Source organism: Lentisalinibacter sediminis (assembly GCF_040706615.1).
Taxonomy (GTDB): Bacteria; Pseudomonadota; Gammaproteobacteria; order Steroidobacterales; family Woeseiaceae; genus Lentisalinibacter; species Lentisalinibacter sediminis.
Genome location: NZ_JAPDRF010000001.1, coordinates 56,862 through 77,108, shown reverse-complemented (window position 1 = coordinate 77,108; position 20,247 = coordinate 56,862). Strand labels below are relative to the sequence as shown.

Below are 20,247 nucleotides of genomic sequence, written 5' to 3'. Positions count from 1 at the left end.
CTCGCGAACTGGGGAATCAAATCCGCCAGGGCGGAAATCGGCGATTCCCCCCCGCGAACATGAGGCAGACCTCGTTGCCGGCCGGGTCGGGGAGGCGTGCCTCCCGCCACCCCCACCGTTGATCCGTCGGTGCCGTGTCGAAGCTCATGCCCCGCGCCTCCAGTTCCCGTACGTGCCGGTCCAGCCCCTCGGCCGAATCGTGATCGAAGTAGATCACGGTGCCGGCGGCCGACAGTGGACCGCTGGCCGCGTCGGCCGCGTGCAGCGACAGCGTGGCGCCGTCGCCGCTCTCGCTCTCGAAGCGCGCGTAGCGTGGCGGCGCATCGACGATCTGGACCAGGCCGAGCGCCCGGTAGAAAGCAACCGATTCCGCGTAATCCACGCAGGGGATGGTGATCTGGTTAAGTCTCATCTCTCGATCTCCGTGTTTCGAAGTTCCGCGCCACCCGCGACCATATTGGTCGGTTCATGCGGCACGCCGTCGCTCAGGGCAAGGGGAAACAGTCGAGGTCGTCGGCCGCAATCACAGGGCCGTCGTAATGCTTCCGCACCCGGTCGACGTTGCCGTCCAGATCGCGCAGACTGCGCGCCATGAAATGGCTGAGAACCAGCTTGCGGGCCCCAACCCGGCCGGCCACCCGGCCGATCTCGCGGGGCGTCGCGTGGAGCCAACTCGCCGGCCCGCCGACGCCCTCGGGAATGGCCATGTGCATCACCAGCAGATCGGCCTTCCGGGCGAAGTCGACGAAGGCGTCTTTCGCGCCGTTCTGGTCACCGGCGAACACGATCGACATCTCGCCGATCCGCACTCGGAACGCCAGCGCCGGCACGATTCCGTGGGGCACGTGCATGGCGTCGATCACGAGGCTGTCCTCGCCATCGAACACGCGCGTTGTACCGGACTGGTCGGTAACCGTCACGGTGTCGAGGGCCGGCAGCCCGCCGTCGCCGTCGAGATACCCGGAAAGATAGCGGTACGCTCCCGCTTCCGGACTCAGCAGGCCGCGGAGAAACCCCTCGAGGTCCGGGAAGCGGTCGCTGCCCGAGGGCCCCGCCAGCCGCAGCGGGACGGAGCGATCCGAGAAGAAGCCGGATTTCAGCAGCGCCGGGAAGTCTGCGGAGTGGTCGGTATGGAAATGGCTGAGGCCGACGAAACCCAGCTGCGCGAAGTCGGCGCCGACCTCGCCGAAGCGCAGGAAGGCGCCGGCTCCCGCGTCGATCAGGACCCGGGATTCGCCGTTCATCCAGACAATGTAGCCTGTGGAGGCGCGGGCGTCGTCTGCGATGGGTCCGCCCGAACCGAGCACCTGCACGGCGATTCCTTCTCCGGGGCAGGACGCCGCAGCGGCATTGCCCGCCACCAGCGTCAGGCATGCGAGAAGCAGGCCGGCACCGAGCCCGGCCGGGGCCGCAGCGCGGGAAGTCTCTGGTCCGTTCAAGGATCTGCGCCTTCCATGAAATTTCTCAATCGAGATCGGCCAGCGCCTCCAGCGTTTCGTCCCGGAGCCGGTCGATAGCGGCGGTAATTCGCGCCTCGGCCTCGGCCTCGCTGCCCAGCGACGCCCAGTCCTCGTTCCAGGTCGTGCGCAAGTCGTCGGTGGCCTCCTCGACGTGGTCCGGCATGATCTCTGAGAGATCGTCCAGCAGCAGCACACGGGTCCAGCCAGCCTTCGGGTTGCCCCGGTACTCGTCCCGATCGTAGTGACTGAAGAAGACGATCTGCTGCAGCTCGCCAACGGTGAGAATCATCTCGAAGCCCGCCGCACGCAGGTTGCGGTTGTGCTCGGTGAGCTCGTTGCGCCAGGTATTGTAGGTGAGCCCGACCAGCGCGACCACCAGGCTGATCAGGGCGACCAGATTACGTTTGACTTGGGCGCGTATACCGTCGTTCATCTCGTGCGGTTTACCGGCGCGACGGCCCGTACTCAAGGCTCGCTCGTGGAACCCGAGTGTATGCGCGTCGTCGTGTGGAAGCTGTACCAGGCGAACCAGAACATCCGGTGGGTGACCAGCCGCTCGCCGGTATCGCCCCGCACGGCGACCACTTCGCCGCCAGGCCGCATCTCCCAGCGCACGCCGGGATCGCCGGCCTGCTCCAGTTCGCCGTGTGCCTGCAGGACGCTCTCCGTCACCGCATAGGAGGCATCGCCCACCTCGACGCCGTGCACCACGGTCTTCGGATGCAGGCTACGGTCATAGTCCACCGGGAAAAGCAGACGCCGGCTCTCGTCGTAGTCGCCGTAGGGCGTCTTGTTCGAGTACGGTCGCTCGAACCCGGTGTCCGTGGACAGAACCCGGGTGTCCGGGTGGGCATCGCGCCACCGCACCCAGCGTGTGATGGAGACCGGGATGGGCTCCAACTCTTCCCCGCGCATCGGCCCGGCGAATGCCCTGCCGGTAATCTGCTGCCACAGTGACTCCGTGGCCCGATCGTAGAGGATCAGGTCACTCTTGCGCAGGAGCCCTGACACGCCGAACTCCACCACCCGGTCGCCGAACGTGCGGTCGAACGCGATCCCCGACCCGCACAGCGGACAATAGGTGATCGCGACGGGCCGCCCGCCGATCTCGTCATTCACGATCTCGTGAAAATTCAGGATGGAGATCGGATACGCCCGCGCATCGCCGTCGATCTCGATGCCCATCACGACGTCAGCCGGGGAGAGGAATTCCGCCTCGTCGGCGGCAACGAACCGTGGCTCGTCGATGGACGGGATGCAATCCCGCGCGCCGCAGCCCTGCTCGATCGCGTCCCAGTCGACATCCGCCGGGGTGCCTTCGCCGTAGCCGAAGGTATCGCGCAGGATGTCCGTCTCCCAGCCCTGCGCGCCGACAGCGTCGGCGAGGGTGAGCAGAAGCAGCGCAGTCAGCGCGCACAGGGATAACCCGGGGACAGGGGGTCGACGCTGACCGCGCTGCACTGCTCGAACGCTCATCGGCAGGACCCGGTCAGGCGGCGTGGCGGCCGCCGTCCCAGGCCTGGCCGGCGAACGCGTCGTCGACGGGCGTGCCGGCGAGATGATTGGTGTAATTGCTGAGGGTTTTCATCGCCAGGATGGTGATGACGTCCAGCACATGGCGTTCGCCATAGCCTGCATCGGCGAAGGCCTTCAGTTCGTCCTCCGGCACCCAGCCCATGTGATCGCGCATCGCTGCAGCGAACCGCGCCACGGCCTGTAGTCGCTCATCCGGCAACTCATCGCCGTTGCGCAGGGCCTCGAGCACGTCGTCGGACATCGAAGTGGCCTTCGCGAGCGTGCTGTGCGCCGCCACGCAATAGTCGCAGCCGTTCTTCGTGCTCACGGTCAGGAACACCACCTGCTGCTCGGCGGGGTCGAGCGCCGCCTTTTCCAGTGCCTTGCCGATCGAGGCATAGGCCTCGGCGGCTGACGGCGAGTGAGCGAAGACGCCGAACAGGTTGGGCAGGAAGCCGTACTTCTCCTTCACCGCCTCCATGACGGGACGTGACTCCTCCGGTGCGCTCTGCGTGTCGTGGACGCGAAACTGCATGATCTCTCTCCTCGGTTACTCGTGTCGGTTCCCGCAACACCTCGCGGTGCCGTGCGGGACGAATGGTTGTCGCTTGGGTCAGCGGAGCGACTGCATCGCCAGATCGGCGATGGCGATCAGCTCCCTGCGTCGAGCCCCCGCCTTGGCCAGGGTGCGCAAACCGCTCATGTTGCAGACGACGTGGCGGCCGAGCAGCTTCGGGTCGCGCTCCGGCGGGACCTCACCCTCTTCCTGGGCGCGACGCACGGCATCGGTGAAGACCCGGGTGAAAGCGTCGATGCTCGCCGCCACACGGCCGGCCACCTCGGGATCTTTCTCGCCGAATTCGGCCGCCGAATTGAAGACGAGGCAACCACGACGGCCGTCTGCGCACTTCGTATCCTCGGCCACGGATTTGAGGGTGCCCTCGATGAATGCCAGCCCCGAGTCCGCGCTCTCCATCGAGGCGCGCAGCTCGCCGACGAGATAGTCCCGATAACGCTCCACAGCCTGCAGGAAGACTTCCTGCTTGCTGCCGAACGCCTGGTAGAAACTGCTGCGGGCGATGCCCATGGCATCCAGCAGGTCCTGTAGTGACGTGGCCTCGAAACCGCGGCTCCAGAACAGCTGCATCGCCGCTTCCAGCGCGGTATCGGGATCGAATTCGAGTGGTCGTCCTCTGTTCATGCCGTCAATTTAGTACTGATCAGTTCATAATGCAAACAGGAGGCCCGGCCAGCCCGGCGACTCCTCGCTGCGCCTGGCTGACTCACACCGCCTCGCGGGGGCCGCCCGTCGCCCGGGCAATCCAGTAGTCCAGGCTGAAGAAACGCCCGCCGCCGGTGAACAGCAGCGCGATCACCATCACGAAGTAGGTGGCCGCGAATTCGATGCCGTTGTTCAGAATCGTGATGGAGCCTCGTGCCGTCAGCCAGCTGTAGTTGCCGTGTGCCTTCAGCAGCTCGATCGCCATCTCCTTGCGCTCCGCCGCCTCCATGACGCGTTCGTTGGCCAGCCAGCTGGAGGCATCCGAGATGGCCAGCCACCCGTTCTCCCAGTGGACGGCGAACATCGCCACCAGCATCGTGAAGGCCAGCGGTATGGCGATGAGGCGCGTGGCGAGGCCCGCGATCAGCAGAATGCCGCCGAAGAACTCGGTGCCGGCCGCGAGCGCCGTCATCAGCGACGGGAAAGGCAGTCCCAGGCCCCAGTCGGGATTGCCGAACCACTGGGCGGTCTGCTCGAAATTGGCCAGCTTGTTCCAGCCCGCCTGCATGAATACCGGCGCGAGGTACAGCCGCAGCAGCAGCGGCCCTATTCCGTCGATGGGACCGAGCGCTGCAACGAAACGGTCGTAGAGGGAACGGGTTGCGGTCAGTACGTCGGCCATCGGGGACTCCTTCTGATTGAATGTCTCGTGTTCGGCGTGGTAATTTAGTACCGATCAGTTCAGAAAACAAGCATCAGGTCGCAGAGACGTAGCGGAGCGAGCAATCATGAGCTGGATACACATGCATCCGGAAGACGGGGCGGAGGGCGAGATAGCCGAGCTGTACGACCGCCTGCGAGAGCAACGGGGCCGCGTGTCCAACATCCTCAAGGTCCACAGTCTGCGGCCGTCCGCGCTGGCCCATCACCTGGACCTCTACATGGGGCTGCTGTTCGGCTCGGGCGGACTCTCCCGCGCCCAGCGCGAGATGATCGCGGTGGTGGTATCGCGTGAGAATCAGTGCGAGTACTGCGTCAGCCACCACCGCGAGGCGCTGGCGAAGTACGTCAGGGACGAGGATCTGCTGGCCCGGGTCTGCAGCGACTACCGGGACGCCGACCTGCCGCCCGGCGACCGCGCACTGCTCGACTACGCCAGCAAACTGACGGCCTCGCCCGCAGCCGTCGAGGAAAGCGACGTGGTGACGATGCGCCGCAGCGGCTACACCGACGAGGACATCCTGCTGGCCAACCTGATCGTCGCCTATTTCAACTTCGTCAACCGCATCGCGCTCGGCCTGGGTGTCGAGCACAGCGAAGACGAGGTCGGCGGCTACAAAGTCTGAGGAGGAACTCCGAACATGGAATCAGCTAACCGCAATCTGCCGATCTCTTTGCTCGCACTGCGCATCGGCGTCGCCATCGTCATGCTCGTATGGTCGGTGGACAAGCTGCTTCGCCCCGAGCATGCAGCCGGCGTATTCGGCACCTTCTACGCCATGCCCGGGCTGGGTGAAACCGTTTTCTACGTCCTCGGCGGGCTGCAGCTGATCGTGGTCCTGGCTTTCCTCGCCGGCGCGTGGCGCACCTGGACCTACGGCGCCATATTGGCCATGCACACCGTCTCCACGCTGTCTTCGTTCCGGCAGTATCTCGCGCCGTTCGAGGGACCCAACATCCTGTTCTTCGCCGCCTGGCCCATGCTGGCGGCCTGCCTCGCCCTCTTCCTGCTCCGCAGGGACGATACGCTGCTGAGCGCGAAGGTCGGCAACCCCGGCGCTTAGCGCCATGCGTCGGCTCGCAGTCATTGCGGCAGCTCTTGCGCTCGGCGCCTGCGCCGGGCCCGCGCCCGACCTCGGGCGGCTCTATTCCATGCAGTCCAATCCGGACATCCAGCCGCCGGTGGTTCTCATCCCGGGAGCGCTCGGCTCGCGGCTCGCGCACGCGGACACCGGGCAGGAGGTATGGCCGGGCCCCGTCTGGAAGATCATGTTCGCCGACTATTCGGAACTCGCGCTCGAGATCGATCCGGAGACGCTCGAGCCGCTTCCCGACGAGCTCATGGTGTCGGGCCTTACGGACAAGGCGGCAGGACGGGATTTCTACTCCGAGATACTCCGTGTGCTCGAGCGCTATGGCGGCTATCGCAGAGCCACCGCCGGCGAGCCTCCCGGCCAGGCCGCGAAGCACTACTACGTGTTCACCTACGACTGGCGGCAGGACAACGTGCACACGGTGCGCAAACTCGATGCCTTCCTCGACCAGATCCGCCGGGATCACCGCGACCCGCAGCTCAGGGTCGACATCATCGCGCACAGCATGGGCGGCCTGATCGCCCGCTACTACGGCCGCTATGGCACGCAGGACGTCCTGGACGACAACGACTTCCCCGTGAGCAACCGTGGCGCAGAACACATGCGGCGCGTGGTGCTCCTGGGCACGCCCAATCTGGGCACGGTAAAGGCTTTCCGCACGCTGAGGGAGGGCTCGAAGGTGGGGCTGAACCGGATTCCGCAGCATGTCGTCGCCACTTTTCCCAGCACCTATCAGCTGCTTCCGCACCCGCTCAATACCTGGCTGATCACCGCCGACGGCAAGCCCCTGGAGCGCGACGTCTTCTCCAGCGAGTTCTGGCGCCGCTTCGGCATGTCGGTCTACGACCAGGGAGTGCGCGAGCGCATCTGCGCCGGCATCGAGGACCCGGAGCGCGCCGACAAGCGTCTGCGCACCTACGAGGCTTACTTCGAGAAACGAATCGAGCGCGCTCGGCGCTTCGTCTGGTCGCTCACCGTGCCCGAGCCAGAGCCGACGGTGCGCTTCATCACATTCGGCGGCGACTGCACGCTGACGCCCGCCCGCATAATGGTCGAAGAATGGGACGGCGACTCCAGGCTCCGGTTCGAGCCATCCGAGATCCGCGACCGCCGTGCGGGCATGGACTACGAGCAGTTGCTGCTCGAACCCGGCGACGGCGTGGTCACGAAACCCTCGCTCATCGCCCGCCAGACACTGGATCCGACAGTGTCACGGCACCGCTACATCTACTTCCCGCTGGACTACTCGTTCTTCCTGTGCGAGGACCACGACCAGCTGACCGGCAATATCCACTTCCAGGACAATCTGCTGCACGTGCTGCTGTCCGCGGACGGCGCCCGCATCGGCCCCGATACCCGGCAGGCTGAGCCGTGAGCAGCGTCGGCCACGGGCCCGGCGCCTGGCTGCGTACGGCACTCAGTCCCGACATCGTCCGCGGCGCGCTGACCGTGGCGTTCGTGGTCGGTATTGCCCTGAATCTCATCAATCAGAGCGAGCGGGTCACACTCGGCCAGGGGTCTCGCTGCCGCACCTCTTGCTGAACTTCCTCGTACCCTACCTGGTCGCAACCTGGAGCGGCGCACGCGCCGCACTCCGACAGAAGGACTCCGATGTATGAAAGCAATCTGCACCTCACTGGCCCTGACCATCCTGCTTGCCACGTCCTCTCTCGGCGCGAGGGAGGCGGCCCCGCCGCTGCCGCAGGGTGCGAACGCACCGGCGTGGACGCTGCCTTCGCCCTCGGGCGAGCCGGTGGAATTCCCGGCCGACGCCGACAGCCGGCCGGCAGTGGTGCTGTTCTGGGCCACCTGGTGCCCCTGGTGCAAGGCGCTCATGCCCCATCTCCAGTCCATCCGCGAGGACTACGCCGACTGGGACGTGCAGGTATTCGCCGTCAGCGTCTGGGATGACGGCGACCCGGTCGGTTTCATCGCCCGCAACCACTATGATTTCGTACCGGCGCTGCAAGGCAACGAGATCGCCTACGGCTATGGCGTCACCGGTACGCCGGGCCTGTTCGTCATCGACGGCGAAGGCAAAGTGGCCATGAACCGCTTCCTGATCGACCTGACCGAGTTCGTGTCGCCGCCGCCGGGACGGGACAGCCTGCCGCCGGCACAGTCCGCGGAAGCCTGGGCCGACCTGGTGCGCGAGACGCTGGATGGGCTGCTGGCGGAGTAAGACCGTCGTGTCATGAGCGACTGCGGCTGCGCAAACACGATAGAGACGGCGACCCTGCAGCGCCGGCAACGCCGCGTGCTGGCGGAACTCCGCCAGCCGGGGCCTCAGCCGTCCGTCTGACGCCGGCCCTTGTATCGGGCGGCGGCGGGATCGATGATACGGGCACATCCCTCGACGGTGACCGCCCATGGCCATCAGCGTATTCGACCTGTTCAAGATCGGCATCGGCCCTTCCAGCTCCCACACCGTGGGGCCGATGAAGGCGGCCGGTCAGTTCGTCGCGCGCCTGCGCGAGGCAGGTGCGTTCGACCGTGCGGCGCGGGTCCGGGTGGAGCTGTACGGTTCGCTCGGCGCCACCGGCCGCGGCCACGGCTCCGACAAGGCGGTCATCCTCGGGCTCGAGGGCGAAGACCCGGAAGACGTGGACGTCGAGTCCATCCCCGACCGCGTGGAGCGGGTGCGCGAGGGCGGCCGGCTGCGGCTCGGCGCCGAGCGCGAGATCGACTTCGATCACCGGGAGGACCTGACATTCGACCGGCGCCAGAAGCTGCCCCACCATCCCAACGGCATGCGCTTCAGCGCGCTGGACGAGTCTGGCGGGACGCTGCTGGAAGCCGCGTTCTACTCCGTCGGTGGCGGTTTCGTGGTGGACGAGGAAGACGCCGAGAACGGGCCGATCAAGAAGGACGACACGAAACTGCCTTACCCCTTCACGACCGCCGTCGAACTCCTCGGCCACACGAAACGCACCGGGCTCGCCATCAGCGACATCATGCGGGAGAACGAGACCGCATGGTGCACGGCGGCCGAGACCCGCGAGCGGCTGCTGAAAATCTGGCGGGCGATGGACGAGAGCATCGACCGCGGTTGCGCCACCGAGGGCGTGCTGCCCGGGTTGAAGGTGGAGCGGCGCGCGGCAGCGCTGCACGCCCAGCTATCGTCTCAGGCAGAGCGCTCGCTGAGCGATCCCCTGACCGTCATGGACTGGGTGGATCTCTACGCGCTCGCCGTAAACGAGGAGAACGCCGCCGGCGGCCGGGTGGTCACCGCGCCGACCAACGGGGCGGCCGGCATCATCCCGGCGGTGCTGCGCTATTTCGTGCGCTTCCGCGGGGCGGATGACGACGACATCGTGCGTTTCCTGCTGACCGCCGGCGCCATCGGCGTGCTATTCAAAGAGAACGCGTCCATCAGCGGTGCCGAGGTCGGCTGCCAGGGCGAGGTCGGCTCCGCCTGTTCCATGGCGGCCGGTGCCCTTGCCGAGGGTCTCGGCGGCACCCCCGAGCAGGCGGAGAACGCGGCCGAGATCGGCATGGAGCACAACCTCGGCCTCACCTGCGATCCCATCGCGGGCCTGGTGCAGATCCCCTGCATCGAGCGCAACGCCATGGCGGCCATCAAGGCCATCAATGCGGCACGGCTCGGCCTCCGGGGCAGCGGCCAGCACTTCGTCTCGCTGGACAAGGTGATCAAGACCATGCGCGACACCGGCCGCGACATGAAGACCAAATACAAGGAGACCGCCCGCGGCGGTCTCGCGGTGAACGTGATCGAGGTGCCGGTTAACGTTATCGAATGTTGAGTCGGGATCGGGCCTGAAGGCCCTCCTGCATCAGATTTCCGGGTCGTAATCCTCCGGTACCGGTGCCTTGTCCGTCGGCGTCACGCCCTGCACGTCCTCCGTGGGCAGGTCCTTCGTCGACGGTGCCGCGGGCGCGCGCATCCGCAGCGCCGCGGCCTGGGCCTGACGGCTGTAGTCCATGGACTCGGCCAGGATGCGCGCGGCCTCCTGGTCGGCGTGGAAGCCCTTGGAGTTCTCGCTGCTGATGTAGTCGAGGCGCCACATGGCCTTGCGCTGCAGGGCGTAGACCGGCTGCAGGTCGGCCTCGCTCGCGCCCGCAGCCTTGGCCTCCATGATCGCATCGAGCATGTCGGTCATCGCCCGGCCGGCGCGCTCCGTCATGGCGACGGTGCGGGACTGGATCGCTTCCACCCGCGCCCGCAGCTCGTCCTCCGGGACGTTGTGGCAGGTCTGGCATGCGCTGTTCACGAACTCCATCGGGCTCTGCACGTTGTGGTTGCTCACCTTCATGGCGCCTTCGCGCTCGTAGGGCATGTGGCAGTCAGCGCAGCTGACGCCGCTGCGCGCATGGATGCCCTGGCTCCAGAGCTCGAACTCCGGGTGCTGCACCTTGAACACTTCGGCGCCGGTCTCGCCGTGTTTGTAGTCGTAGAAATCGCTGCCGTCCGGGAAGGTGGTCTCCTCCCACACCTTCTCCAGGTTCTCGGCCTTGAGTCCATCACCCCACGGGAACGTGAGCGTAGTCTTGTTGGCGCAGTAGTACTCCACGTGGCATTGCCCGCAGGTGAACGAGCGCATCTCCTGGCGGGTGGCGTATTTGTTCGGATCGTAGGGCTCGGCTCGCTTGCCGTTGCGCCACTGCTCGATGCTCGGCAGGTGCGGCACCGGCGCATCGCTCGCGGCCAGGTCGGCGATGCCCTGCATGAAGCCCGGCCGGGTGACGCGGATGCTCATATCGTCCGGGCTGTGGCAATCGATACAGGTCACCGGGTGGGCCTCGCCGACCATCGCATGGCCCTCGGGCACCTCCTCGCCGGCGTACTCGCCCGTGAAACCCCCGGTCGGCGCCTGCGGGAAGACCGGCTCGTTCTCGCCCGGCGTGCCGTCCGGCGTGGCATAGAGCACGTCGAGCACCTCCGCGTAAGGCATGGTGCTGAGTTCCTCGAAGCCTCTCCGCACGGCCGGCATGTTGAAGTCAGCGGCGAGTTTCTCCTCGGTCACCTCCTCGCCCATGGCCTCCAGACCTACCATCCGATACAGGACCGTGGTCGAGGCATGGCAGTGCAGGCACGCGCCTGCCTGGGGCTTCTTGGTCACCCGCTCGGTGACACCCTGGTCGTAGAGCATGTAGGCGTGGCCGCGGGCCTCCCGGTAGTCGATGCTGAATGCATAGCCGGCATACAGGCGCTTCAGCCACGGATGGGTGTCGAGCTTGCTCTCGGGCATGGCGCTGCTGCCGCCGTAGAACTCGTCGCCGGCAGTGGACTTCCAGCCGTCGAACTGGCGCGGCCAATTTTTACCCCATGGCTCGGGGTCTGTACTGATCTCGCTGACCTCCACGACGCGCACGAACGGCTGCTTGGCGTCCTGCTTGTGCGCGAACATGGTGATCAGCACGTAGGTCACGCCTGCGGTTGCCGCGACTGCGACCAGGAAGACGACGGCGAGCAGCACCGCGGCGCCTCGCTGACTCCCTGCCCCGCTCCGGCCGAACAGGCCCGGGCGTTGTCGCATTCTATTTCTCATCATCGATCTCCCGTGGCTATCTCGCGTAGGTATCTCGCGCAGGTCAGCGCCGGCCCGTGTGACCGACGTCGCTATGACAATGGACGCAATTCTGTACTTCGCCGCCATGTTCGACGGGCAGCATGGAGTCCACCAGATCGGAGTGGCAATGCAGGCAGGCCTGCTGGGTCACGCGCCGGTTCCGGGGCTTGATCTGAATGGGCTCGTGGAAATTGCCGGTGGTGAAGGCCAGGGCGTGGAAGAAGCCGTTATCCGCCTTGGTGAGCCACTTGCCGACGAAATCGTGCCGCAGATGACAATCGCCGCAGGCTGCGACGTCCCGGTGACTGGAGGTGACCCAGGAATCGAAGTGGCCCTGCATGATATGGCAGTTCGCGCACGCTTTCGGGTCGTTGGTCAGGTACGAGAAACCGTTGCCGTACCCGATTGTGAAGGCACCGAGCCCCCCGAGGACGCCCACCGCGATCGCGACGGCGAAGGAGAGTACCCGGACACGGCGGCTCGTGGGGGTCTTGGTGGGTTGTTCCATATTGCTCTTCGAGAGATTCCGGGGCCGGCCGGTCTGAGTGGCGCGAATCAAGCGTCCCCGAAACTCGTTGTCACCAGTGTAGATGAAATTGTCAGGGCGGCCGACGCCTGCCGCATTGATCCATGTCAAACAGACTGACGATCTGCCTGTGGTTTATACGGATGACAGGACCCTTGCAATGCAAATGTAAATCATTATCATTTAGATCCAATGGAACGGGGATCGGATAAACAACAGCCGCGTCCGGCCGACCCGAATCGGCCGCTGCAGGCCTCCGACCTGTTCCGGGGCCGCCAGGAGATCGTCATCGAGTTCCGCGACGAGACCTACCGACTGAGGATCACGCGCAACGACAAGCTGATACTGACCAAGTAAACCCCGCCAGCCAGCCAGCTCGACGCCAGCACGCCAGCGACAAACATCAGGAGGACCATGATGTCGTCTGAAATGCTGTGGCTGCTGGCCGCAACGGCTGCCGTCGGCGATGCGCCGGCCGACTCTCCCCGGGATGCCGACGCCGGGATCGAAGTGATCACCGTCGAGGCCTCCAAGCTCCCTGCTCCGGCTGCGGACATCGCGAGCCGCGTCACCGTGATCGACGAACGGCGCATCGAGCAGGAGCTCGCGCAGAACATCGACGACCTCGTCCGCTACGAGCCGGGCGTCGAGGTCGCCGATCAGGGCAGCCGCTTCGGCCTCTCCGGCTTCAGTATCCGCGGCATCGGCGGCAACCGGGTACAGATCGAGGTGGACGGCGTGCCGACCTCCGACGCCTTCTCCATCGGCAGCTTCTCCAACGCCAGCCGGGACTTCGTCGACGTCGCCAATCTCAAACAGGTGGAGATCATCCGCGGCCCCTCCTCCGCGCTGTTCGGCTCCGACGCCCTCGGCGGCGTGGTCAGCTTTATCACCAAGGGCCCCGCCGACTACCTGCGCGGCCGCAACAGCTACCACGACGTGAGCGGTGGTTTCAACAGCGTGGACGAGAGCACCGTGGCCGGCGGGACCTTCGCCTGGCGCATCGGTGAGGTCGGTGCCATGCTGCGCGCCACCCGCCGCGACGGCGCCGAGCGAGACGTCCCCGGGGCCGATCCTCTCGACGAGGACAGCCTGAACGCGCTCGCCCGGTTCAGCTTCGGCGAAGCCGGCGCCGGCGGCATCGAGTTCTCCCTCGAGCACTTTCGTGCTGCCGGCGAGACCGAGGTCGATTCCCTCGAGCGCATCCAGGATTTCACGGCCGACTTCGGCTTCCCCTTCGTCATCGACACCTCCGTCGTCGCGGGCGACGACGAGCGCGAGCGCAATCGCGTGAGCCTGGGCCAGGAATGGGTCGACGGCCGTTTCGGCGCCGATTACCTGCGCTGGCGTCTGTACCGGCAGGACAGCGAGACGCGGCAGGATACCTTCGAGGCCCGGCAGAGTTTCATCGCCGGCCGCCCGTCCGCCGCCGAGCGCCAGCGCTCGTTCCGCTTCGAGCAGGAACTCACCGGCCTGGAAGTCAACGCGGCGAACCGCTACTCACTCGGCGCAACGGCGCAGGAGCTGGCATACGGACTCGAGTACGAAGTCACGGACACCGCCCAGCTGCGTGACGGCACGGAGACCGATCTCGCCACCGGCGAGACCTCCAGCCAGGTCGGGCCCGATCTGTTCCCGCTACGCGACTTCCCGTTGTCGCAGACCACCCGCACCGGCGTCTATCTGCAGAACCGCATCACCCTCGGCGCCGTCTCGCTGGTGCCGGGGCTGCGCTGGGACCGCTACGAACTGGAGCCCGAGCCCGATGCGATATTCCTCGCGGACAACCCGGGCATCCAGCCCGTGTCCCTGCAGGAGGACGAGTTCTCGCCGAAGCTCGGCGCCCTCTGGGACATCGGCGAGCGCTGGCAGCTGTACGCCCAGTACGCCGAGGGCTTCCGCGCGCCGCCCGTCAACGACGTCAACGTGGGTTTCACCAATTTCCAGTTCGGCTACACGACCCTCCCGAATCCGGACCTGCAGGCGGAATCCAGCCGCGGCTATGAGGCGGGCGTGCGGTATTACGGTGAAACCTCGTCCTGGGAAGTAGCAGCTTTTTCAACGAGATATGACGACTTCATCGAATCGTTCCAGGTCGTGGACTTCGACCCGATCAACTCCCTGATCGTCTTCCAGTCCGTGAACGTGGACGAGGTCGAGATCCAGGGTGCCGAATTCCAGGGCCGGTTCGCCCCGGCGCTGCTGCCCGAAGGCCTGAGCCTGAACATGTCCGCGGCCTGGGCGGACGGCGAGGACCGCACGAGCGGTGCGCCGGTGAATTCGGTCTCCCCGCTGAACGCGGTCCTCGGTCTGGAGTACGCCGAGCCGAATGGCGCCTGGGGGGCGAGCTTCATCGTCCGTGGTGCCGCCGCCCAGGACGACCTCGACGAATCCGCCGGCGCATTGCTGAGCCCGGCAGGCTACGTCGTCTACGACGCATTCGGCTACTGGCGGCCTCGCCCGGCCGTGCGTCTGCGGGCCGGCATCTACAACCTCACCGACCACGAGTACTTCAGCTATCTCGACGTGCAGGGCGTACCCGCCGACGTCGCCGACCCGGAGCGCTTCCGGCGCCCCGGCCGCCACTTCAGCGTGGCTTTCGACTGGAATTTCTGATGTCCAAGGGAGGATCCCATGAGAACCGGACGACTGCTTTTCATCCCGCTGGCGCTGCTCGCCTCAGCCTGTGCCAGTACCGGCATGCAGACCGCGGGCGACACCGCCCCGGCAACCGCACCCGCATCGCCGGAGTACCAGGAAGTCGCGAACCCGCGTTTCGCCGCCATCCGCGACGCGGACACCAAAGCCGAGCGTGACCGGCTCGCCATCCTCGCGATGCAGGGCGAGTACGTGGTCGACTTCCACTTCGCCGAGACCGTGCCTCTGGCGGCCGGCTACGAGCGCCGCGACGACAAGGACAGCGGCGGTTTCGAGGTGGTCTTCGTGGTCGAGGACGGCGACCAGCGTATCGTCCTGCAGCACCTGCTGGTCATGCCGGGCGGCCACGTCATCAAGCACTGGCGCCAGGACTGGGTCTACGAGGCCGACGAGCGCTTCGAGTTCGTCGCCGACCAGACCTGGCAGGTGCGGGCGATCGAGCCGGATAAGACCGCCGGCGCCTGGACCCAGTGCGTCTACGAAGTGTCCGACGCGCCGCGCTACTGCGGCACCGGCCAATGGAATCACCGCTACGGCGTCTCCACCTGGACCAGCGACCGCAGCTGGCGCCCGCTGCCCCGCCGCGAGTACACCAAGCGCGACGACTACAATGCCCTGAATGCCGAGAATCGCCACACGATCACACCCCACGGCTGGACTCACGAGCAGGACAACACGAAGACCGTGCGCGACGGCCGCGAAACCGCGGCGACGCTGGTGCGGGAATTCGGCTTCAACGACTATCGCAGCATCGCCGGCTTCGACTTCGAGCCGGCAAGAGAGTACTGGCAGAGGACCGGGGACTACTGGGCGCGGGTGCGCGAGGCCTGGGACCGGCGTCTGGCGAGCGGTACCACCCTGGTACTGACGACGGAGATCGACGGCATGCCGATCATCCAGGGCACCTTCGCACAGGCCGCGAAGGCCGACGAGATGAGCGTCGACGAGCAGGTGGACGCCATCGAGGACCTGCTCGCGAAGTGGACCAGCAGCGACAGCGACGCGACTCTGGCGGCCAACTGAAGGCCGGCTGGTTCCTCGGCGGCCTGCCATGGGCCGCCCAGGCCGCCCACTGGCTGCACGCCCTCGGCGCCCGACAGCGTTCGAGGGCGGCGGCCCGTACGCGCAACCCCTTACCCCTGGCGGTGGCGTCCGTGCGTATCATGCAAGTGCGAGCGGTCGGCCAAGACCGGCCCGACCGATGCAGGCGACAGCAACAGGAGGTCCATCCATGAGCGACGGTGCCATCGACGTAGGCGCACAGGATCCGGAACTCCGGAACTCCCCCATCGCGGACGAGAGCGACGAGGATACGGAGACCCTGCGCGAGAGCATCCCCGGCGAGGACTTTTGCTACTTCAACGGCACGCCCTACGCCCACGGGACCGAGGTCAGGAGCGGCACGACCTACCTGCGCTGTGACTACGGCATCTGGGTGCCGTCCGGACCGGGCGACCCCGATAACCCCTGAGCGGCGACGCGGGGTCCACCGGCTTAAGCCCTCGCCAGCCACGTGCTAGCATGCGAGCGGTTCCCACAGCGGAGGAATCCATGCGACGCACGACATTCATCACCGCCGCAGCGCTGCTGGCGGCAGGCGGCCCCGCCGCCGCGGCCGATCTGACCCAGGTGCCTTCCGGCACCTACCAGGAAGACGACCAGCACGCCTACGTGATCTTCTCCTACACCCACCTCGGCTTCTCCAACCCGAAGGTGCGCTTCGACGACTTCGACGTCACGCTGAAACTCGTCAGCGAGGACCCGGAGGCGAGCGAGATCGACGTCAGCATCGACGTCTCGAGCGTCGACAGCGGCGTGGAGGTATTCGACGGCCATCTGATGGGCGCGGAGTACTTCGATCTGGAGAATCACCCGACCATCACTTTCGAATCCACGGACGTCGAGAAGACGGGCGAGAACACCTACGATATCTCCGGCGGACTCACGATCAAGGGCAAGACGGTCCCGGTCACGCTGGCGGCCACGATCAACGGCGCCGGCGAGCATCCGCTGAAGAAGGTCCCGGCAGTGGGTGTCTCTGCCACCGGGACCATCCTGCGCTCCGACTGGGGCCTGGACCCGTACGTGCCGGCAGTGAGCGACGAGGTAACACTGACCATAGAGGTCGAGCTGACTCACGGCGACGCACAGTAGGGCCGCGGCGTGACCGCAGACGCCGATACACTCGCCTTCCGCGGCGGGCGCCCGGGCGCCGCCGTCCCCCTGCTCTTCTTCGTCGTCTGGGCCGTCGCCATCTCGGTGGCGGGCGCGCCCGACGAGCAGGGCCTCATCCTCGGCATGATCGGCGGTCTGACGCTGGGCATGCTGCTCTGCCGCAGCCGCTGGGCGGATTACGCCAACGCGGTCTTCGAGGGCATGGCCAACCCGGTGGCTGCGGTCACCATCGTCGCCTGGTTCTGGGCGGGCATGTTCGCCCAGGTGCTGCGGGTGGGGGGTCTGGTGGACGGCCTGGTCTGGGTGGGCGCCCAGTCCGGCGCCACCGGCGGGCTGTTCGTCGGTGCGACGTTCCTGCTGGCCGCCACCTTCGGCACCGCGGTGGGCACCGGCTACGGCACCGCCGTCGCTTTCTGCACGCTCATGTTCCCCGCCGGGGTGGCACTGGGCGCCGACCCGGTGTGGCTGTTCGCCGCCATCCTGTCGGGTGCCGCCTTCGGCGATAACCTGGCGCCCGTGTCGGACACCACCGTGGTCTCGGCCACCACGCAGGAGACGGACATCCCGGGCGTGGTGCGCTCGAGGGTCAAGTACGCGCTGATCGCGGCGGTGCCGGCGCTGGCACTGTTCACGCTGCTCGGCGGCGACGGCGATCCCGTGAATGCGGCGCGGGCGAACGCGCTGTTCGCGGAGAGCGCGTCGCCGGAAGGCCTCGTGCTGCTCGCCCCGTTCGCACTGGTGATCTTCCTTGCGCTGCGTGGCCACCACATCCTGGTGGCACTCACCTGGGGCATCCTGGGCGCGGTCGCGCTGGAACTGGCGCTGGGCCTGGCTGCGCCATCCGACATCCTGTTCATCGACCCGGACCGGGATCGGGTCGGCGGCGCGCTCGTGGACGGGGTGGCCGGCTACGTCGGCCTGGCCATCCTGATCCTGCTGATCGTCGCCGGCGGCCACATCATGCGCCTCGGTGGCGCGCTGGAGGCGCTGATCGACCGGCTGCGGCGCTTCGCCCGTGACTCTGTCGCCCGGGCGGAGACGGCCATGTGGGGCATCGTCTTTTCCCTGAACGCGTTCATCACCATCAACACGGCGGCCGAGATCGCCGCCGGCCCGGTGATCTCCCGGCTGGGCAAGCGCTTCCGCCTGCATCCCTACCGGCGCGCCAACATGCTGGACGCGGTGACGTCGGCCATCGGCTACATCTTTCCGTGGGGCGGCGGCGTGCTGATCGGCTATCAGACGCTGCGCACGCTGGAGCCGCAGTATGACTTCGTGGAGGCGGTGGCGCCCACCGACGTGTGGGCCTACGTCCTGCACGGCTGGTTCCTGGCGGCCGTAATGCTGATGGCTGCCATCACCGGCTTCGGACGAACCTATGAGGCGGACGACGGTTCCGAGACGCGGCAACCACCGCCGTGAATAACGGTGATGAAGAAAGCGCCAAGCGGCTCGCGCCGCTGACCCTCGCCGCTCTCGGCGTCGTCTACGGCGACATCGGCACCAGTCCGCTGTACGCCGTGCGCGAGTGCTTCTACAGCGACTACGGAGTGGCGGCGACCGCGGCCAACGTCCTCGGCGTGCTGTCGCTGGTGTTCTGGTCGCTGATCCTGGTCATCTCCGTGAAGTACCTCGTATTCGTGCTGCGAGCCGATCACTACGGCGAAGGCGGCATCCTCGCGCTGATGGAGCTCGTGCGCCGCCCGCTCAGGGGCAGGACGCGCAACGCCGTGATGGCGCTCGGGCTCTTCGGCGCCGCCCTGCTCTATGGCGACGGCATGATCACGCCGGCCATCTCGGTACTGAGCGCCATCGAGGGTCTGGAGGTGGCCACACCGGTGTTCGAGCCTTATGTGGTTCCGATCACCATCGCCATCCTGTGCGGGCTGTTCGCCGTGCAGCGGCTGGGTACGGGCGGAGTCGGCATCATCTTCGGCCCGGTGATGCTGGTCTGGTTCGCTTGCATCGGCCTCGCCGGCCTCCCCGGCATCGTCGCCAACCCCGCGGTGCTCGGCGCCGTGAACCCGGGCTATGCGGTCGCCTTCTTCGGCGACAACGGGCTGCATGCGTTCGTCATCCTCGGCATCGTCTTCCTCGTGGTCACCGGCGGCGAGGCGCTGTACGCCGACCTGGGGCATTTCGGCCGGACGCCGATCCGGCTCGGCTGGTACCTGGTGGTGCTGCCCGGGCTGCTGCTGAACTACTTCGGCCAGGGCGCGCTCATCCTGCGCGAGGGCGATGCGCTGGTGAATCCGTTCTACGAGCTCGTGCCGGGCTGGGCCTTGTATCCGATGGTCGGCCTGGCCACTTTCGCCACCATCATCGCCTCGCAGGCCATCATCTCGGGCGCGTTCTCTCTCACGTTCCAGGGCCAGAACCTGGGCTACCTGCCGACGGTGAAGATCGTGCATACCTCGTCCCGGCAGCGCGGCCAGATCTACGTGCCGTCCGTGAACTGGCTGCTGCTCGTGGCCGCCGTCGCGCTGGTGGCCGGCTTCCAGCGCTCGGGCAATCTGGCCGCCGCCTACGGCATCGCCATCAGCGCGACCATGCTCGTGACCACCATCCTGCTGTACTTCGCGGAACGACGGATCTTCCGCTGGGCACTGCCGGTCTCGCTCGCCGCCACGGTCCTGTTCATCCTGCCCGACGCTGCCTACTTCGCGGCCAATGCGGGCAAGTTCACGGACGGCGGCTGGCTGCCCGTCGGCGTCGCAGCCGCCGTCTACCTCGTGATGACCACCTGGCGCCGGGGCCGCGCGACGGAACAACGCCACATGCGCAACGAAGCCACCCCGGTCCGGGAATTCCTGGCGGCCCTGGGCGGCGGCTACTACCGCCGGGTGCCGGGGCAGGCGGTCTATCTCGCCGCCAACGAGCGCGGCACGCCCCACGGGTTGATCCACAACCTCCACCACAACCGGGCGCTGCACGATCTGGTGGTGATCTACACGGCCAAGACGCTGCGCCGACCCCGCATCGGGCGCCGCGAGCGGCTGAAGGTGACCAAGCTTCGCGACGACATCCACCGCATCGTCGCCTACTACGGCTACATGGAGGAGCCGCGGCCCCGTGAAGACCTGGAACAGGCCAACGAAGAACACGGCATCGGCCTGGACCCGGAGCGGGCCACCTATTTCCTGGAGCAGGAGACGGAGTATCCGGCGAGCGCGACCGGCATGGCGTGGTGGCGGTCCTGGCTGTACGTGCTCATCCGGCGCAACACACGCCGCACGACGCTGTATTTCGATCTGCCGCCGGACCAGGTGTTCGAGGTGGGCGTGCGCATGCGCATTTGAACTCGCTCGTCAGGGGTATAAGGTAGAGGACTGATGACGACGAGCCC

Annotated in this window: 22 protein-coding genes; 13 read left to right on the top strand and 9 right to left on the bottom strand. The window is 66.8% G+C overall.

Features of this window, described 5'->3' with window-relative positions; genetic code table 11:
* Positions 1-16: 16 nt before the first annotated feature.
* The 7 genes from ACJMKX_RS00345 to ACJMKX_RS00315 form a co-directional block, all read right to left on the bottom strand.
* Positions 17-412, bottom strand: a complete 396-nt coding sequence (locus ACJMKX_RS00345; RefSeq protein WP_405219868.1) for a VOC family protein — start codon at positions 410-412, stop codon at positions 17-19.
* Positions 413-485: 73 nt separating this feature from the next.
* Positions 486-1,439: an MBL fold metallo-hydrolase gene (locus ACJMKX_RS00340; RefSeq protein WP_405219865.1), complete on the bottom strand. Its 954-nt coding sequence runs from the start codon at positions 1,437-1,439 to the stop codon at positions 486-488.
* Positions 1,440-1,464: 25 nt separating this feature from the next.
* Positions 1,465-1,893: a hypothetical protein gene (locus ACJMKX_RS00335; protein WP_405219863.1), complete on the bottom strand. Its 429-nt coding sequence runs from the start codon at positions 1,891-1,893 to the stop codon at positions 1,465-1,467.
* Positions 1,894-1,925: 32 nt separating this feature from the next.
* Positions 1,926-2,936, bottom strand: a complete 1,011-nt coding sequence (locus tag ACJMKX_RS00330; RefSeq protein WP_405219860.1) for a DUF3179 domain-containing protein — start codon at positions 2,934-2,936, stop codon at positions 1,926-1,928.
* A 13-nt stretch (positions 2,937-2,949) separates the two neighbouring features.
* Positions 2,950-3,510 (bottom strand): carboxymuconolactone decarboxylase family protein, encoded by a 561-nt coding sequence (locus ACJMKX_RS00325; protein ID WP_405219858.1) that lies wholly within the window; start codon positions 3,508-3,510, stop codon positions 2,950-2,952.
* A 78-nt stretch (positions 3,511-3,588) separates the two neighbouring features.
* Positions 3,589-4,176, bottom strand: a complete 588-nt coding sequence (locus ACJMKX_RS00320) for a TetR/AcrR family transcriptional regulator (protein ID WP_405219856.1) — start codon at positions 4,174-4,176, stop codon at positions 3,589-3,591.
* Positions 4,177-4,258: 82 nt separating this feature from the next.
* Positions 4,259-4,879, bottom strand: coding sequence for an HvfX family Cu-binding RiPP maturation protein (locus ACJMKX_RS00315; protein WP_405219853.1), 621 nt, complete (start codon positions 4,877-4,879; stop codon positions 4,259-4,261).
* A gap of 106 nt (positions 4,880-4,985) precedes the next feature.
* Here ACJMKX_RS00315 and ACJMKX_RS00310 point away from each other — a divergent pair, with 106 nt between their 5' ends.
* The 6 genes from ACJMKX_RS00310 to ACJMKX_RS00285 all read left to right on the top strand — a co-directional run bounded on the left by ACJMKX_RS00310 (position 4,986) and on the right by ACJMKX_RS00285 (position 9,775).
* A complete protein-coding gene (locus ACJMKX_RS00310; RefSeq protein ID WP_405219850.1) occupies positions 4,986-5,543 on the top strand; it encodes a peroxidase-related enzyme in 558 nt (185 codons plus the stop codon).
* A 15-nt stretch (positions 5,544-5,558) separates the two neighbouring features.
* The gene (locus tag ACJMKX_RS00305) at positions 5,559-5,981 is read left to right on the top strand and encodes a hypothetical protein (RefSeq protein ID WP_405219847.1); all 423 of its coding nucleotides are present in this window, start codon (positions 5,559-5,561) and stop codon (positions 5,979-5,981) included.
* Between the two features lie 4 nt (positions 5,982-5,985).
* Entirely contained in the window at positions 5,986-7,386 is a 1,401-nt protein-coding gene (locus tag ACJMKX_RS00300) for an esterase/lipase family protein (protein ID WP_405219844.1), read from the top strand.
* A complete protein-coding gene (locus ACJMKX_RS00295; RefSeq protein ID WP_405219841.1) occupies positions 7,383-7,553 on the top strand; it encodes a hypothetical protein in 171 nt (56 codons plus the stop codon). The genes ACJMKX_RS00300 and ACJMKX_RS00295 overlap by 4 nt, the downstream gene beginning before the upstream one ends.
* 73 nt (positions 7,554-7,626) lie before the next feature.
* The gene (locus ACJMKX_RS00290) at positions 7,627-8,193 is read left to right on the top strand and encodes a TlpA family protein disulfide reductase (protein ID WP_405219839.1); all 567 of its coding nucleotides are present in this window, start codon (positions 7,627-7,629) and stop codon (positions 8,191-8,193) included.
* A 187-nt stretch (positions 8,194-8,380) separates the two neighbouring features.
* Positions 8,381-9,775 (top strand): L-serine ammonia-lyase, encoded by a 1,395-nt coding sequence (locus ACJMKX_RS00285; RefSeq protein ID WP_405219836.1) that lies wholly within the window; start codon positions 8,381-8,383, stop codon positions 9,773-9,775.
* 30 nt (positions 9,776-9,805) lie between these two features.
* Here the strand turns inward: ACJMKX_RS00285 and ACJMKX_RS00280 are convergent, their stop codons facing one another.
* Positions 9,806-11,509: an ammonia-forming cytochrome c nitrite reductase subunit c552 gene (locus ACJMKX_RS00280; RefSeq protein ID WP_405219833.1), complete on the bottom strand. Its 1,704-nt coding sequence runs from the start codon at positions 11,507-11,509 to the stop codon at positions 9,806-9,808.
* Positions 11,510-11,564: 55 nt separating this feature from the next.
* The gene (gene nrfH, locus ACJMKX_RS00275; protein WP_405219830.1) at positions 11,565-12,050 is read right to left on the bottom strand and encodes a cytochrome c nitrite reductase small subunit; all 486 of its coding nucleotides are present in this window, start codon (positions 12,048-12,050) and stop codon (positions 11,565-11,567) included.
* A 210-nt stretch (positions 12,051-12,260) separates the two neighbouring features.
* Here nrfH and hemP point away from each other — a divergent pair, with 210 nt between their 5' ends.
* From hemP to ACJMKX_RS00240, 7 genes are all read left to right on the top strand, one after another.
* The gene (gene hemP, locus ACJMKX_RS00270) at positions 12,261-12,425 is read left to right on the top strand and encodes a hemin uptake protein HemP (RefSeq protein WP_405219827.1); all 165 of its coding nucleotides are present in this window, start codon (positions 12,261-12,263) and stop codon (positions 12,423-12,425) included.
* A 57-nt stretch (positions 12,426-12,482) separates the two neighbouring features.
* Positions 12,483-14,684 carry a TonB-dependent hemoglobin/transferrin/lactoferrin family receptor gene (locus ACJMKX_RS00265; protein ID WP_405219824.1) on the top strand — a complete coding sequence of 734 codons (2,202 nt, stop codon included), beginning with the start codon at positions 12,483-12,485 and terminating at the stop codon, positions 14,682-14,684.
* 18 nt (positions 14,685-14,702) lie between these two features.
* Entirely contained in the window at positions 14,703-15,749 is a 1,047-nt protein-coding gene (locus tag ACJMKX_RS00260) for a DUF6607 family protein (protein ID WP_405219821.1), read from the top strand.
* Positions 15,750-15,957: 208 nt separating this feature from the next.
* A complete protein-coding gene (locus tag ACJMKX_RS00255; RefSeq protein WP_405219819.1) occupies positions 15,958-16,197 on the top strand; it encodes a hypothetical protein in 240 nt (79 codons plus the stop codon).
* An 80-nt stretch (positions 16,198-16,277) separates the two neighbouring features.
* Entirely contained in the window at positions 16,278-16,880 is a 603-nt protein-coding gene (locus tag ACJMKX_RS00250; protein ID WP_405219816.1) for a YceI family protein, read from the top strand.
* A gap of 9 nt (positions 16,881-16,889) precedes the next feature.
* Complete coding sequence (locus ACJMKX_RS00245) at positions 16,890-18,323, top strand: Na+/H+ antiporter NhaC family protein (protein ID WP_405219813.1); 1,434 nt, start codon at positions 16,890-16,892, stop codon at positions 18,321-18,323.
* Positions 18,320-20,200, top strand: coding sequence for a potassium transporter Kup (locus tag ACJMKX_RS00240; protein WP_405219810.1), 1,881 nt, complete (start codon positions 18,320-18,322; stop codon positions 20,198-20,200). The genes ACJMKX_RS00245 and ACJMKX_RS00240 overlap by 4 nt, the downstream gene beginning before the upstream one ends.
* Positions 20,201-20,247: the final 47 nt, after the last annotated feature.

Coding starts and splice junctions, on each gene's coding strand:
- ACJMKX_RS00345 (WP_405219868.1), bottom strand. CDS start 412: ATGAGACTTAACCAGATCACCATCCCCTGCGTGGATTACGCGGAATCG.
- ACJMKX_RS00335 (WP_405219863.1), bottom strand. CDS start 1,893: ATGAACGACGGTATACGCGCCCAAGTCAAACGTAATCTGGTCGCCCTG.
- ACJMKX_RS00330 (WP_405219860.1), bottom strand. CDS start 2,936: ATGAGCGTTCGAGCAGTGCAGCGCGGTCAGCGTCGACCCCCTGTCCCC.
- ACJMKX_RS00325 (WP_405219858.1), bottom strand. CDS start 3,510: ATGCAGTTTCGCGTCCACGACACGCAGAGCGCACCGGAGGAGTCACGT.
- ACJMKX_RS00320 (WP_405219856.1), bottom strand. CDS start 4,176: ATGAACAGAGGACGACCACTCGAATTCGATCCCGATACCGCGCTGGAA.
- ACJMKX_RS00315 (WP_405219853.1), bottom strand. CDS start 4,879: ATGGCCGACGTACTGACCGCAACCCGTTCCCTCTACGACCGTTTCGTT.
- ACJMKX_RS00310 (WP_405219850.1), top strand. CDS start 4,986: ATGAGCTGGATACACATGCATCCGGAAGACGGGGCGGAGGGCGAGATA.
- ACJMKX_RS00305 (WP_405219847.1), top strand. CDS start 5,559: ATGGAATCAGCTAACCGCAATCTGCCGATCTCTTTGCTCGCACTGCGC.
- ACJMKX_RS00300 (WP_405219844.1), top strand. CDS start 5,986: ATGCGTCGGCTCGCAGTCATTGCGGCAGCTCTTGCGCTCGGCGCCTGC.
- ACJMKX_RS00290 (WP_405219839.1), top strand. CDS start 7,627: ATGAAAGCAATCTGCACCTCACTGGCCCTGACCATCCTGCTTGCCACG.
- ACJMKX_RS00285 (WP_405219836.1), top strand. CDS start 8,381: ATGGCCATCAGCGTATTCGACCTGTTCAAGATCGGCATCGGCCCTTCC.
- ACJMKX_RS00280 (WP_405219833.1), bottom strand. CDS start 11,509: ATGCGACAACGCCCGGGCCTGTTCGGCCGGAGCGGGGCAGGGAGTCAG.
- nrfH (WP_405219830.1), bottom strand. CDS start 12,050: ATGGAACAACCCACCAAGACCCCCACGAGCCGCCGTGTCCGGGTACTC.
- hemP (WP_405219827.1), top strand. CDS start 12,261: ATGGAACGGGGATCGGATAAACAACAGCCGCGTCCGGCCGACCCGAAT.
- ACJMKX_RS00265 (WP_405219824.1), top strand. CDS start 12,483: ATGATGTCGTCTGAAATGCTGTGGCTGCTGGCCGCAACGGCTGCCGTC.
- ACJMKX_RS00260 (WP_405219821.1), top strand. CDS start 14,703: ATGAGAACCGGACGACTGCTTTTCATCCCGCTGGCGCTGCTCGCCTCA.
- ACJMKX_RS00255 (WP_405219819.1), top strand. CDS start 15,958: ATGAGCGACGGTGCCATCGACGTAGGCGCACAGGATCCGGAACTCCGG.
- ACJMKX_RS00250 (WP_405219816.1), top strand. CDS start 16,278: ATGCGACGCACGACATTCATCACCGCCGCAGCGCTGCTGGCGGCAGGC.